The 13,245-nt window shown below is 66.6% G+C and carries 13 protein-coding genes; 7 read left to right on the forward strand and 6 right to left on the reverse strand.

The annotated features are described in order from the left end of the window. Positions 1-16: 16 nt before the first annotated feature. From ON19_RS25510 to sucC, 3 genes are all read right to left on the reverse strand, one after another. Positions 17-1,096 carry a DUF5336 domain-containing protein gene (locus ON19_RS25510; protein WP_043698013.1) on the reverse strand — a complete coding sequence of 360 codons (1,080 nt, stop codon included), beginning with the start codon at positions 1,094-1,096 and terminating at the stop codon, positions 17-19. 437 nt (positions 1,097-1,533) lie between these two features. After that, positions 1,534-2,448, reverse strand: a complete 915-nt coding sequence (gene sucD / locus ON19_RS25515) for a succinate--CoA ligase subunit alpha (protein ID WP_040782761.1) — start codon at positions 2,446-2,448, stop codon at positions 1,534-1,536. A gap of 26 nt (positions 2,449-2,474) precedes the next feature. Then, on the reverse strand, positions 2,475-3,641 hold the full coding sequence (sucC, locus tag ON19_RS25520; RefSeq protein WP_043698018.1) for an ADP-forming succinate--CoA ligase subunit beta: 1,167 nt from the start codon (positions 3,639-3,641) through the stop codon (positions 2,475-2,477). A 538-nt stretch (positions 3,642-4,179) separates the two neighbouring features. Between sucC and ON19_RS39180 the strand changes: the two genes are divergently transcribed. The 3 genes from ON19_RS39180 to ON19_RS39185 all read left to right on the forward strand — a co-directional run bounded on the left by ON19_RS39180 (position 4,180) and on the right by ON19_RS39185 (position 7,747). Then, positions 4,180-5,478, forward strand: coding sequence for a M23 family metallopeptidase (locus ON19_RS39180; RefSeq protein ID WP_051169296.1), 1,299 nt, complete (start codon positions 4,180-4,182; stop codon positions 5,476-5,478). A gap of 397 nt (positions 5,479-5,875) precedes the next feature. Further along, entirely contained in the window at positions 5,876-7,255 is a 1,380-nt protein-coding gene (locus ON19_RS25530; RefSeq protein WP_083899627.1) for a DUF1731 domain-containing protein, read from the forward strand. A gap of 57 nt (positions 7,256-7,312) precedes the next feature. Next, positions 7,313-7,747 carry a hypothetical protein gene (locus ON19_RS39185; protein ID WP_157229839.1) on the forward strand — a complete coding sequence of 145 codons (435 nt, stop codon included), beginning with the start codon at positions 7,313-7,315 and terminating at the stop codon, positions 7,745-7,747. Positions 7,748-7,866: 119 nt separating this feature from the next. Here ON19_RS39185 and ON19_RS39190 read toward each other — a convergent pair whose 3' ends face one another. After that, positions 7,867-9,093: a helix-turn-helix domain-containing protein gene (locus tag ON19_RS39190; protein ID WP_051169298.1), complete on the reverse strand. Its 1,227-nt coding sequence runs from the start codon at positions 9,091-9,093 to the stop codon at positions 7,867-7,869. A gap of 215 nt (positions 9,094-9,308) precedes the next feature. Here ON19_RS39190 and ON19_RS25545 point away from each other — a divergent pair, with 215 nt between their 5' ends. The 3 genes from ON19_RS25545 (at position 9,309) to ON19_RS25555 (ending at position 10,799) form a co-directional block, all read left to right on the forward strand. Beyond that, complete coding sequence (locus ON19_RS25545) at positions 9,309-9,623, forward strand: hypothetical protein (protein ID WP_043698020.1); 315 nt, start codon at positions 9,309-9,311, stop codon at positions 9,621-9,623. A 243-nt stretch (positions 9,624-9,866) separates the two neighbouring features. Then, on the forward strand, positions 9,867-10,232 hold the full coding sequence (locus ON19_RS25550; protein ID WP_043698023.1) for a hypothetical protein: 366 nt from the start codon (positions 9,867-9,869) through the stop codon (positions 10,230-10,232). 270 nt (positions 10,233-10,502) lie between these two features. Next, positions 10,503-10,799: a carbohydrate-binding module family 14 protein gene (locus tag ON19_RS25555; protein ID WP_043698026.1), complete on the forward strand. Its 297-nt coding sequence runs from the start codon at positions 10,503-10,505 to the stop codon at positions 10,797-10,799. Between the two features lie 23 nt (positions 10,800-10,822). On the opposite strand, the gene ON19_RS25560 is transcribed toward ON19_RS25555, so the two are convergent. Next, positions 10,823-12,046 (reverse strand): cytochrome P450, encoded by a 1,224-nt coding sequence (locus ON19_RS25560; RefSeq protein WP_043698029.1) that lies wholly within the window; start codon positions 12,044-12,046, stop codon positions 10,823-10,825. 149 nt (positions 12,047-12,195) lie between these two features. On the opposite strand from ON19_RS25560, the gene ON19_RS25565 reads away from it, so the two are divergent. After that, positions 12,196-12,750 carry a TetR/AcrR family transcriptional regulator gene (locus ON19_RS25565; protein WP_043698032.1) on the forward strand — a complete coding sequence of 185 codons (555 nt, stop codon included), beginning with the start codon at positions 12,196-12,198 and terminating at the stop codon, positions 12,748-12,750. Between the two features lie 13 nt (positions 12,751-12,763). On the opposite strand, the gene ON19_RS25570 is transcribed toward ON19_RS25565, so the two are convergent. Beyond that, positions 12,764-13,189 (reverse strand): hypothetical protein, encoded by a 426-nt coding sequence (locus tag ON19_RS25570; RefSeq protein WP_043698035.1) that lies wholly within the window; start codon positions 13,187-13,189, stop codon positions 12,764-12,766. Positions 13,190-13,245 lie beyond the last annotated feature (56 nt).

A 13,245-nucleotide genomic window follows, 5' to 3' on the forward strand; every position in this document is an offset into this window, starting at 1 on the left:
GGATGCCGCTGAGTTCTTACTTGTTGTTGTCGTCCGAGGGACGGAATGCCTGGGTGGCGTCCGACGAGGGATCACCACTCTGTTCGCCGCCGAACGGCTTGTTCTGCTGGCTCGGCTGGGCCTGTTGCTGCTGGCCGTAGCCCGGCGAACCGTAGGGCGCCTGCTGGCCCGCCTGCTGCTGCCCGCCGAAGTGCTGGGTGACGCTCTCGTCCGGGCGCGGCTGCGCGCCGTACGGCGAAGCCGGCTGCGGGGACGCGCCGTAGGCGGTCGTCGGCTGGCTCTGCCCGTAGGGCGACTGCTGCTGCCCGTACGACTGGCCCTGCTGGCTCTGGCCGTAGCCCGGCTGCTGGCTCTGCCCGTAAGGCGACTGCTGCTGCTGCTGCGCCTGGGAGGGGAACTGCGGCGGAGCGGACTGAGCGCCGTAGCCGGACTGCCCGTACGGGCTCGCGCCGTAGCCGGGCTGACCCGGCTGACCCTGGCCGTAGGACTGCTGTCCGTACGACGGCTGCTGCTGCTGGCCGTAGCCGCCCTGGCCGAAGCCGCTCGGCGCGGTGGCCGGGCGCGGCGCGGGCGCCTTGAGGATGCCTGCCTCGAACAGCGTCGCGGCGATCGCCACCGCGGCCTGCACGAAGGCCAGCGCCAGCAGGATGTACGCACCCGCCTTCAGCTCGCTGCCCTCACCGAAGTTGAACGACTGGAACAGCAGCGCGAGGAAACCCGCGGTCGAAGCCGCGGCGGCCACGCCGATCCAGTTCTGCTTCGGCAGCAGCGACAGCCCGGCCAGCAGGCCGCCGAGCAGCAGCAGGCCCAGCAGCGGCGAGCCGGAGGCCACCTCGAAGAGGTTGGCCGACTCCGGTGTGCCGACGGTCCGGCCGCCGAAATCGATCGGCTTGGTGCCGAGGAACGGCAGGAAGCCGAGCAGGAAGTTGATCACGCCGAGTGCCGCTACGCCGACCACCAGGAAGAACGGCAGACCTTTGGCATCGGAACCGGTAGCGCTCGAACCTGCATTGGCACCACCCGTCGCCGGGCTCTGACTGGATGGCGCTGAGGGCGTGGGTGTGTTGTACCCGGAGCCCCCGGTCGGGTAGGACATGTCGTCGTCTCCTAAATCGAGTCGTACATGGTCTTCACGGCTGGATTACTTCTGACGCTACTGCACTCCCACGCCCAAATCACCCCGCCGCGACGGCCGGGACGAGCGAGTCCGCCCATATCTCGGCAGGTCGCGGGGCGTGTCCGGCGCCGAGCCGTTGGCGAGACCACCTACCGCTTCTAGACACTGTTGCCCGCGATGGCGCTTTTCACACCACGCGGGTTCTCAATAGCGGGGAATTCCCGGTGACAAGTCGATGAACCATCCGTCCGGCTGCCTCGTGTGGACAGATAAGGGGACGACGAACCCCCGCCATACCTTCGATTCCGCACGTGGCTGGTCCGGACGCTCCGCTACTGCCCGAGCCGGAGCCCACCGCCACACATGACGAAGGCCGCCTCCCGAATTCGGAGGCGGCCTTCGTGCGCGGTGGGAGATCAGGCGCTGATGCTGGCCTTCTCCAAGATCTCGCGAGCCAGCGCGGCGGTCTCGGACGGGGTCTTGCCGACCTTCACGCCCGCGGCCTCCAGCGCGTCCTTCTTCGCCTGGGCGGTGCCCGACGAACCGGACACGATGGCGCCCGCGTGGCCCATCGTCTTGCCCTCGGGGGCGGTGAAACCCGCCACGTAGCCGACGACCGGCTTGGTGACGTTGGCCTTGATGTAGGCCGCGGCCCGCTCCTCGGCGTCGCCGCCGATCTCGCCGATCATCACGATCAGCTTGGTCTCCGGGTCCTTCTCGAACGCCTCGATGGCGTCGATGTGGGTGGTGCCGATGACCGGGTCGCCGCCGATGCCGATGGAGGTCGAGAAGCCGAAGTCACGCAGCTCGTACATCATCTGGTAGGTCAGCGTGCCGGACTTGGAGACCAGGCCGATCGGGCCCTTGCCGGTGATGTTGGCCGGGGTGATGCCGACCAGCGACTCGCCGGGGGTGATGATGCCGGGGCAGTTCGGGCCGATGATCCGGGTCTTGGCGCCCTTCTCCACGTTGTAGGCCCACGCGTACGCGGTGTCCTGCACCGGGATGCCCTCGGTGATGACCACGAGCAGCGGGATCTCCGCGTCGATGGCCTCGATGATGGCGTCCTTGGCGAACTTCGGCGGCACGAACGCGATGGACACGTCGGCGCCGGTCTCCTTGATGGCTTCGGCGACGGTGCCGAACACCGGCAGCTCGACCGCGTTGCCGTCCTTGTCGGTGTGCGCGACGGTGGTGCCCGCCTTGCGCGCGTTCACACCGCCGACGATCTGGGTGCCCGCCTTCAGCATCAGCGCGGTGTGCTTGGTGCCCTCGCCGCCGGTGATGCCCTGGACGATGACCTTGGAGTCCTTGTTCAGGAAGATAGACATTTCGTTTCGTCCTTACTCGGCCGTCGTTATCGGGCGGCTGCCAGTTCGGCGGCCTTGTCGGCGCCTTCGTCCATTGTCTGCGCCAGCGTCACCAACGGGTGCGCGGCATCGACGAGGATCTTGCGGCCCTCGTCCACCCGGTTGCCGTCGAGGCGGACGACCAGCGGCTTGTTCGCGTTGTCACCCAGGATCTCCAGCGCCTTCACGATGCCGTTGGCGACCGCGTCACAGGCGGTGATACCACCGAACACGTTGACGAACACGCTCTTGACCTGCTCGTCGTTCAGGATGACGTCGAGACCGGCGGCCATCACCTCGGCCGAGGCGCCACCGCCGATGTCGAGGAAGTTGGCGGGCTTCACGCCGCCGTGGCCCTCGCCCGCGTAGGCGACCACGTCCAGGGTCGACATGACCAGACCCGCGCCGTTGCCGATGATGCCGACCTCACCGTCGAGCTTGACGTAGTTGAGGTCGTTCTCCTTGGCCTTCAGCTCGAGCGGGTCGGTCGCGTCCTTGTCCGCGAACGCCTCGTGCTCCGGATGGCGGAATCCGGCGTTCTCATCGAGGGTGACCTTGCCGTCGAGCGCGAGGATCTCGTCCTGCGGGGTGCGCACCAGCGGGTTGACCTCCACCAGGGTGGCGTCCTCGGCGACGAACACCTCCCACAGCTTCTGGATGGTCACGGCCGCAGCGTCCAGCACGTCGGCGGGCAGATGGCCCTGCTCGGCGATCGAGCGCGCGAACGCCAGGTCGACGCCCTTGACCGCGTCGACCGGAACCTTCGCCAGCCGCTCCGGCTTGGTGGCGGCGACCTCTTCGATCTCCATGCCGCCCTCGACCGAGCACATCGCCAGGTAGGTCCGGTTGGCCCGATCCAGCAGGAAGGAGATGTAGTACTCCTCCGCGATGTCCTTGGCCTCGGCGACAAGGATCTTCTTGGTGATGTGGCCCTTGATGTCCAGGCCGATGATGTTCTGCGCGTGCGTGAGCGCGTCGTCCGGGGTGGCGGCGTACTTCACGCCACCGGCCTTACCGCGGCCACCGGCCTTCACCTGGGCCTTGATCATCACCGGCTTGCCGATTTCCGCCGCGATGGCGCGGGCGTCCTCGGCCGTGTCCGTGACGCGGCCCTCCGACGAAGGCACTCCGTGCTTAACGAAGAGCTCCTTCGCCTGATATTCGAAGAGATCCATGTACTCACCGTCTCGTCTGCGTTGTGATGACAACGTCTTTGTTGGCGGCCCGACGTCGGAAGCGGGTCGGGTCGGACTCTAACCAGTCACATGGAGGGCCAATCGGCCACGTTCATCCTAAGTGGCGCAGGTCACCCGGCGCTGCCGGGAGCGGCAAAACCGCTGGCCAACGCTACTGGCGAGTAGGTTGCTGACACCGCGCCAGGTAGAGCGGGCGAAGCCGGGAACGCACCGCGGACTACTACAACTCGTCGTTGAACGACCTCTCCGGAGTGCCCATACAGCAGTGAGATATTCCGGAGGCTAAGCGTGATCAATCTCACATGTTTGTTACGGACCCGTCGCAGCGCTTGTGGGCACGACATCGTTTCGTTACCGTCATTGCGGTCGATGTCACAACACGGTCACGACTAGGAGGACGGCAAGCTTTGACGCAGCACAGCACTCCGCAGCAGGAGAGCCGCTCCGCATTCGACCGATCGACGCCGCTGGTCAGGCGGCATTCGAGTTCCATCCGCTTCACGATGTGGCACCGCCGATGAATCACAGCTCCACCTTCGCTTCCGATGATCGGGTCCGCTCCGGACATCGTTACCGCCCCGACGACGAGCCCTTCGATCCGGTGGGCAGCCACGCCGATCCCTCGTTCGACCAGCACCACGCCGGATACGAGGCGCCGCCGCAGGCGGACTACCACTTCCACCCCGCGAGCGGTGGGTACGACTACGCGGCCGATGCGCCCGTCGACCCGAGCTACGCCCAGCCCGCCTACCAGAACGAGTCCTACGCCGCCCCCGCGGCCTACGACAACGCCTGGGACACGAACAACGCGTGGGCGCAACAGGATTGGGCTCAGCAGGGCACCTGGTCCGATGGCGGCGCCTGGAATGCCGGCGACGCGTGGGCCGAAAACTCCGGCGACGCGTGGGCCGAAGAGGGTTCCTGGACGCCCGACGAGAAATCGTGGGTTTCCGACACCGGTTGCTGGGCCCCCGAGGAATCCTGGGCGACCGACACCACCGAGCCCGAGGCCGTCGATCCCGAGCCCAGCGCTCCCGCCCTACCGACCGTGATCCCGGCCCGCCGCGCCACGAACAAGCGTGGCGGCGCGCACCGCGTGCCCGCCCCGCCCGCCGCCCTCAAGGGCCGCGCCGCCGTCGCGGCCGTCGCCGCGGGTGCGGTGGTCGCCGCCGGGCAAGCCGCGTTCGCCTCGCCCGAGCAGCCGTCGCAGACCGTCGACTACGAAGCCGCGGGCCAGATCCACGAGATCGCCGCGCAGTCGATGAACGTGGCCGACCCCACGGCTTCGCCCGAATCGCCTCAGGTGCTGAATGTTTCGGCCCCGGCGAACCTCGATCAGTTCAACGACATGCTGCAGAAGGGCCAGAAGTACGCCGAGGACCTCGCCACCCAGGAGGCCGCGAAGCTTCGCCCGCTCTTCCACAAGTTCTTCGCCGCGGGCACCTTCACCTCAGGGTTCGGCGCCCGCTGGGGCGTACAGCATCTCGGCATCGACATCGCGGGCCCGATCGGCACTCCTATCTACGCCGTCGCCGACGGCACCGTGATCGAGGCCGGTCCCGCGTCGGGCTTCGGCATGTGGGTCCGCCTGCTGCACGACGACGGCACCGTCACCATCTACGGCCACATCGATACCGCCACGGTGTCGCAGGGCCAGCGCGTGCTCGCCGGAGACCAGATCGCCACGATCGGCAACCGCGGGTTCTCCACCGGTCCGCACTGCCACTTCGAGGTCTGGCTGAACGGCGTCGACAAGGTAGACCCGCTCCCCTGGCTGGCTACCCGCGGCATCAGCCTCGGCCCACAGCGCGACTGAACGGCGCGGCCGCGTCACCAGTCCGGCCGCTTCCACCCGCGCAGCCGTAGCAGAAGCCTTTCCAGCGCAGTAGCCCTACTCCGGCGTCCGCGCGATGGCCGACCGCCTTGCGTTCGTACCTCGGCAACCACAACGTGTGGAGAACCGCTGGCCGGCGCGGGAAACGTGCGCACACGTTTCAGGTAGGTGCCGCGCCCAGCCGCCTCCGCACGGTGATCACACGGGCGACCCACCCCGGTTCGACATCGAGCCCATTTCCCGCCTCGCAGCGCAGCTGATGCGCACGGCGATTCGTCCGTCCAGCCTCCGGCAGCGCATTCTCACTCAGCCGTCCCAGCAGCGGTACATGACGATGCGCACGTTTCCACGACGACTGACGACGGATTAGCGTCGGCTCATGACTCGACGTACAACGACGTACACGCAGTTCATCGCATTGCCTGCCGAACGCATCTGGCAAGTGCTCGCCGACCCGGAGCGGTGGCCGGAATGGAACCCGGATATCACCGCTGTACGGCTGAGCGGAACGGTCACGGTCGGCAGCAGGGGAACGTACGTGCCGAAAGGGCGCACCCACCGCGTTCTGCACCCGCGCGCCGCCCTGCCGTTCATCGTCGCCGCCGCGCGGACCGGGCAAGAGTTCCGGATCGAGCAGCCCGAACCGCTCGGCCGAATGCGACTGTCCTGGACGCTGACCCCGCGCGACGGCGGCACCGAACTCACTCAGCAGCTGACGTTTCTCGGCGCTTCATCGGGCGTGGCCCGCCCGCTCGCCGCGTTCCTGGAGTCCGAGGTGCGCGTGTGCTTTGCCCGTCTGGCTCGAGTGGCCGGTCTGACGCCTGGTCCCGACGCGCTCACTGTGGTCATCCCGGGCGGCAGTGGCGGACTCGGCAGACACGTCGCCGCCGACCTGACCTGTCGCGGCCATCGCGCGATCATCCTCACCCGCCACCGTGACCCCGAGCTACCGTTCGATCAAGTGGAGTGGGACGGCAAGACGGTAGGCGAATGGGTTGCGGCACTGCGTAATCCCGGCCGAACCGCGATCGTCAATCTCGCGGGTAAGCTGGTCGACTGCCGTCCCACCTCGCAGAACGTCGCCGAATTGCGTGATAGCCGAGTGGATTCCACCCGAGCCCTGGTTGCGGCAGCAGCGACACTCGACGAGCCGATCGACTACTGGGTGCAGGCGAGCACCACCGCGATCTGGTCCGACGCGGGCGAAACCCGTTGCACCGAAAGCACTCCCCTGCCGGTAGGGCTACCGCAGATGACCGGCGTGGCCGAACCGTGGGAGCGCACGTTCAACCCGGCCCGCGCCGCGCACTGGACCGTTCTGCGGACCTCCATCGTGCTCGACCCGCACGCGCCCGCTCTGCAGCGGCTCGGCCAGCTCACCAAAGCGGGGCTCGGCGGTCGTGTCGGTTCCGGCGAGCAGTGGTTCAGCTGGATCCACATCGAGGACTGGCTGGCGATCGTGCGCGCCGCGCTCGGACTCGATCCGGCGGTCGAGCTGCCGGACGGAGTCCTGGTGGCCGCCACCGATGCCCCGGTTCGCAACCGCGAGCTGATGCGCGTCCTGCGCAAGCGCCTGCACCGGCCACCGGCACCCCCGACACCGAAGCTCCTGCTGTCGCTCGGTGCTGTCCTCCTCCGCTCCGACCCCGCCCTCGGCCTCACCGGCCGCCACGCCACCTCGGAGGTCTTGCAGAAGGCGGGCTTCACCTTCCGCTATCCCACCCTCGAAAAGGCGTTGGCGGACCTGCTACCCCACTGACCGGTCTCGAAGGATTCGGGGTGCGAAAGTGCCTGATCCTCGGGGCATCATGGGGCAATGACAGAACCGATGCCGCCTCTGGAACCGATGCGGCCCGTGGAACCGATGCGGCGCCTATCCCGAAGACCGGCATTCGGTCGGCCGTTGGCGTTGGGGCTGGTACTCGGTTTCATTCCGGGCGTGCTCGTGACAATCGTGGCGGCAGTTGGGCTGTTCATGCATCGAACAGACACGGTCCGCACGTATCCGGCGCTGAATGACACGTATGCCGCCGCCATAAAGCGGATACACAGCCCGATGGACATCGACGCATACGAGGTATGGCTCGGACCTTTGGTCGACACCGGGGTGCCGCGCGGTCACGTCATCGCGATCCCACTCGGCTGGAGTATCGAGCCACGGATCGACTGGAACGAAGACATGGTTGTCCTGCATTTCACCCCCGGTGGGGAAATCCGTGTGCCCATTGCAATGGTGCTGGATACCCGCTAGTCGACTTACTTCGACGCTCTGCCACAACCTGACACGCCCTACCTACGACACACGCCGTGCGTCACCTCAACCGGCACCAGGAATGGTGGCTCGCGCTCGCTCTCGTGGGGAGGGGGCTGTCACGTTACCGTGCCGGCGAACAACTCCGGCGCAGCCTTCCGCACCTTCCGCAAGACTTTTGATGCGCGTTCCGAGGACACGGCGGAGAGAATGGGCAGCGCGGACCGCCATAGCTTCGCCGCGTCTTCATGCCGTCCGAGACGCCACCGGATCAGCCCTGTTTCCGCAGCGGAAAGTGCATGAATCCTGGTGTGGGTCTCGGGGTTCCACATCGAATGGGACAGGTACAGGTACCGCTCGGCTTCAGCGTGGTCACCCAGGGCGGCGAACGCTTTCGACGTCTGCCTCGCTACGCTCGCTTTGTTCGGGCACCACAGCGCCGCCCAGCGAGGTAACTCGGTGGTGATTTCCGTGTCTATCCATGGTTCCGCCTTGCGGAGGGTATTCCGCGCGGCTCGATGCTGCCCCGTTTCGGCATAGCAGCGCGCCAGACCGACCAGGAATAAGGACATGGTGTCCGGAGACACTTTGTCGCGCGCCGCTGCCACTCCCCGTTCGGCAAGCTCGGCGGCGTGCTGTGGCTGTCGGACATCGGTGGCATGCAACCCGAGGATGCGGAAACAGAAACCATCCTGTCCCGGCACATGACATTCCTCCGCGAGCCGCAATGCCGAAAGGAAATACCGCTGCGCGATACCGTCTTCCCCTGCGTCGTGCGCTTTGAAACCCGCGAGATAGGCCAGCTCGGCGGCAGCGCTGAACGCTGCGGACCGGACCGTCGAGTCGGCGAACCGCGACCGTAGCAGGGACGCGACATCGGTACTCAGGAACTCGGCTACAGCGGTTCGGCCGATTCCGCCGCCCTTGACTTCGTCCAGGCGCAGGAAAGCGTCCGTAATTCCTTGGACAGCACGAACTTCTGGCATACCGACGCGCGCCGTGTCGTCGACTCGGACCAACCGGGCTATGTCCGACTGCGATGCCAGCGCTGTCGCCGAAAGCGCCGCGCTGTAGACGGACGTGCGTAGGAACGACCGCCGGTCGACATCCGCTCTGCCCAACACACTGACCAGTGTGACAGGATCGCATGTCATTTCGCCGCACGCGCGCATATAGGCCGCGACCACATCGGCCGAAGCGACGCGTGTCCCCGTCTCGACATGGCCCAGGTAGCTGCGCGAAAACGGTATCCGCGCCGCCAACTCCGCCAGCGACAACCCCGCCGCCTGCCTGGCGGCCCGCAAACGCTCCCCGATATCAGGCGGCAATCCCCCATCCGTCCCCATGCGTGGATCGTAGGCGGGTCCGTAGACGCGCTGTAGCCGTTTCCCCAGTCCGGAAGGAAGTTTTCCGCGCAACGCTTGTCCCGGCACCCACCCGGCGAGCGCGTCTCTTCCGTCCGGAAGGGACGCACCGCCAGCCGTGAGCGGCCCGCGGTGACATCACCTCGCCGGGTGGCGTGCGCCCAAATGACCAGCGAGAACAGCAGGGGTGATACGCGATGGGGTTCGATTGGTGGCGCCACGCCGAGCAGGACGACATGTCAGCGCAAGCGATCATCGACCGCGTAGCCGCCGAGTGGCGCGCCGCCCGCGAACGCGAGCGCCCCCGCACCGAGCAGCCCGACCCCGGACTGTGGCCCATCGGCTGGCCGCACGAAGCTCCCGACAATCCGTTGAACGTCTCCGAAGCGCACCGAGTCATGCAGCAGCACAGGGCATGCCGCGCCGATCAATGCCCGCGCAAGGCGGCGGCCCGGCAGACGCTCATCGATGCGGGGCGCATGAAGCCGGACACCTCGCGGGAGCCGCACTGAATGTGTCCCAGCTCAGTCGTGGTGGAGGCCGAACTCAGGGGATGACATGGGAACACGCGGAGGGCATCGGTGATCGGCTTCATGCTGACTGGGTCGTTTATCGCGGGGGTCACAGGCGCGGCGGTAGTGACTGCGGCACACCGACCTACCCGATTCAGGTAGCAGCTGCCACGACCGGGCAGCCTGGTCTGGTCACCGGTTCAAAAGAAGCCGAAGAAGGCAATCTGAGAAAGGCACGATGAAGTGAGCAGCTACCTGGTGATCCAGCTGTACTGCACCACTATGGAGGCAGACGCTATCCGTTCGGTGCTGGCAATGAAGGTCGCCGAGTTTCCTGGATTCGCCGACGCCAGGATCCAGCTCGGACAGAAGGCAGAGACGGACTCCGAGATGCACCTGGATTGGGCTGCCCAGCACCCAGGACAGGATGCCGCTGACCGCGCATACTTCCTCCTGGAGGTGACCTCCGCGACCGATATCGCAGAGCCGATACTGCGAGAAGTGGAGGATGCGGTCACCGATTCGATCAATTCGACCTACAACGACAACCCCGACGAGATCATCGAGGTCCCCTGGGGAAGTTACGCCGGAACCACCCTCCCCAGCTGAGGGATCCAGCGGACCGGTCACGGCGGTGGCGCTGGACTGTATCCAAACTGTCGATCTGCCTCGACGTCTAGCGGCAGACCGCTCGCAGGAGCAGGGTTCCGGTAGTGATCGCCAGTTGCGGCGAAGTCGTTGGTGGTCAACGTTTCTCATTGCGAAGTGGCGAGTGGCTCGGCGCGCGCGGTTGTGACGAGATCGGCGCGTTCACGCGTGCGTCCTGCCAGCCCATGCCATGATGCGAGCGGCCCTGACCCTTACCCGAAGGAGACAACAGTGCGATTCACCTGCCTTCTGGCTTTACCCGCCGTCGCGCTGCTCGGTTCGGGCCTCACGCTCGCCGGCGCGTCCTCCGCCCTCGCTGAAGGTCCCGAACTCGATGTCGCGGCCTTCAGCTGTCCCCAGCCCGACGGACTCTTCCCTTACCCCGGGGACGTGACGAAGTACGTTCAGTGCTCGAACAACGTCCCGACCGTTCACAGGTGTCCGGACGGCCTGAATTGGAACCGGACCGGCCAGTACTGCGACTGGCCGGCCAGCGCGGGCGCGGTGGCTGAAGTCCGGCAGCGGTAAGAGCGGCGGACGGAACGACCCGATCAGTGCCGCACGCGGACCGGCACGTTGGTCCAGCCCGCGACGCTGGTCTGCGCCGCTCTTCGCAATCCTGCTCGATCCAGGGAGTATTCGGGCATGAAGTCGAGCATCGCGTCCAGGGCGATCCGGCCTTCCAGGCGTGCGAGGGCCGCGCCCAGGCAGCTGTGTATGCCGTAGCCGAAGCCGAGGTTGTGACCGGAGTGCGGTCGGTCGATGTCGAAGCGGTCCGCGTCGCGGAATGCCCGCTCGTCGCGGTTCGCCGAGGCGAGCAGCATGAGCACGGGGCTGTGTGCCGGAATGGTCTGCCCGTGCAGATGCACTTCGCGCAGGGTGTAGCGGAGGTCGTATTGCACCGGTCCCTGGTAGCGCAGTAATTCCTCGAAAGCGCCGGGGATTTTGGACCGATTGGCGCGCAGGTCCTGCCATTGCTCGGGCTGGTCGGCGAAGATCACCGCGGCGTTGCCCAGGAGTTTCGCCACGGTCTCGGCTCCGGCGCCGGCCAGAAGGGAAGCGAAGCCGAGGATTTCGCGGTCGGTGAGCCGCGTGGGAGCGCCGTCCTCGCGCTCCACCTCCACTTGGGTGAGACTGCTGATCATGTCGTCTCGAGGGTCGGCGCGGCGTTCCAGGATGAGCTGGTAGTAGAAATTCGCAGTGGCCTCCACAGCCAGTCGACCCTCCGGTGTGAGGCCGTTGTACCCGGGTTTACGTTCCATCGGCGCCGCCAGCCAGAGACGCAGCTGCTGGCGATGTTCGGGCGGTACGCCGAGCATCGTGGTGATGACCTCGATCGGGAACAACTCCGAAAAGTCAGCGACGACATCGAAATCGTGGGGATCGAGTTGCTCGGCGAAGCGGTGGACGGTGTCGCGGATCATCGACTCGAGTCCGGCGATGGCGCGCGGGGTGAACACCTTGCTCACCAGCTTGCGCATCCGGGTGTGCTCGGGCGGGTCCATCATGATGATCATCGGCGTCGTCTGGTCCGGCGGATCGGGATCGAGAACCATCTCGAGCGTGATCCCCCGCGCCGACGAATACGTCTGGAAGTCCTTCATCGCCGGTGCGACGTCTTCGTAGCGCGACAGTGCCCAGAAGCCGTAGGCCGGGTTGTGGTAGACGGGGGCGTGGTCGCGCAGCCGACGGAAGGTCTCGTCCGGATCGGCGAGGAATTTTTCGGAGTAAGGGTCGAATTCGATCGTGTCGTCCGGGACAAGTGTGTCTGTCATCTGTATCTCTACTGTTCCGGGAAGGCCCGCATCGCACCGAGTCCGACGGTGGGTGCCTAGGATTCGGCTCGAGAGCGGACGATGTGGAGAACCGGATTCTCCGGCACCGCTGATGTTACAGTTTTTACGATTCTTGTAAAGGATGTAAGTTGGATTCGGACGGCGGCACGAGCTCGGACACGACGACCCGGACGCGGATACTGCGGGCGACCTTCGAGGTGCTCGGCCGCAGAGGGCACAGCAAGCTGAGCCTGTCGGATGTCGCCGCCGCGGCCAAGGTGTCGCGGCCGACGCTGTATCGGCTGTTCTCATCGAAGGAGGAACTCCTCGCCGCGTTCGGCAACTACGAGCAGCGAAACATCGAGGAGGGGCTGCGCGCCGCGACCGAAGGACTGACCGGCCACGACCGGCTGGACGCCATCCTGCGCTTCATCGTCGACTTCCAGGATTCGTACTCGCTGAGCCACCTGGTCGCCGTGGAGCCCGATCACGTGCTGTCGCAGATTACCCGGGTGATACCGATCATGCGCGGGCTCATCGCGCCGATGGTCGACGGCGACGACGCAGAACTGGTCGCGGCCACGATCGTGCGGCTGGCGGTGTCGCACTACCTCGTCGCGAGCGACGACAAGGCGACCTTCCTTGCCCAGCTCCGGCACGTGGCCCGAATCGAGGCGCCCGCCCCGCCGCGGCCTGGTCGATGAAAGCGACCAGCGCCTAAGGCGTCGCCGCGATCGCGAGACCGAACAGCGCGACGACCTTGACGACCTCCAGGCCGATGTACCAGAAGTGAGCGTGCGAGCGCGGTAGTTCCTCGCCCGCCAGCACACGATCGGCGCGGCGGGACAGCGGCGGGCGAACCACCAGGATCTGAACTGCCAGCAGCGCCACGGCCACGCCAAGCCACAGCCACGTCGCCCGGCCCGGCCCGACGATCAGTGCGGCGACCACCAGCAGCGCCGCGAGCACGGCCTCGGTGACGTTCAGCGCCCGGAACACCAGGCGGCCGATGCCGAGACCCAATGGCAGCGTCACCCCGGGAGCCCGGAACTTCAGTGGCGCTTCCAGGAACGAGATGGCCAGCACCATACCGAGCCACAACATGGGCAGAAACCACAGAACGTGCTGCGCGATCGTATCCACTTCGCGGACCCTACCGGCGTGGCGCGCTCCCGGGCAGGGCCGGAATACCCACGCCG

The sequence above is a fragment of the Nocardia abscessus NBRC 100374 genome (genome assembly GCF_000308455.1).
GTDB lineage: Bacteria > Actinomycetota > Actinomycetes > Mycobacteriales > Mycobacteriaceae > Nocardia > Nocardia abscessus.

Excerpts from the sequence above, each read along its gene's own strand:
- ON19_RS25510 (WP_043698013.1), bottom strand. The coding sequence starts at position 1,096 with ATGTCCTACCCGACCGGGGGCTCCGGGTACAACACACCCACGCCCTCA.
- sucD (WP_040782761.1), bottom strand. The coding sequence starts at position 2,448 with ATGTCTATCTTCCTGAACAAGGACTCCAAGGTCATCGTCCAGGGCATC.
- sucC (WP_043698018.1), bottom strand. The coding sequence starts at position 3,641 with ATGGATCTCTTCGAATATCAGGCGAAGGAGCTCTTCGTTAAGCACGGA.
- ON19_RS39180 (WP_051169296.1), top strand. The coding sequence starts at position 4,180 with ATGAATCACAGCTCCACCTTCGCTTCCGATGATCGGGTCCGCTCCGGA.
- ON19_RS25530 (WP_083899627.1), top strand. The coding sequence starts at position 5,876 with ATGACTCGACGTACAACGACGTACACGCAGTTCATCGCATTGCCTGCC.
- ON19_RS39185 (WP_157229839.1), top strand. The coding sequence starts at position 7,313 with ATGACAGAACCGATGCCGCCTCTGGAACCGATGCGGCCCGTGGAACCG.
- ON19_RS39190 (WP_051169298.1), bottom strand. The coding sequence starts at position 9,093 with ATGGGGACGGATGGGGGATTGCCGCCTGATATCGGGGAGCGTTTGCGG.
- ON19_RS25545 (WP_043698020.1), top strand. The coding sequence starts at position 9,309 with ATGGGGTTCGATTGGTGGCGCCACGCCGAGCAGGACGACATGTCAGCG.
- ON19_RS25560 (WP_043698029.1), bottom strand. The coding sequence starts at position 12,046 with ATGACAGACACACTTGTCCCGGACGACACGATCGAATTCGACCCTTAC.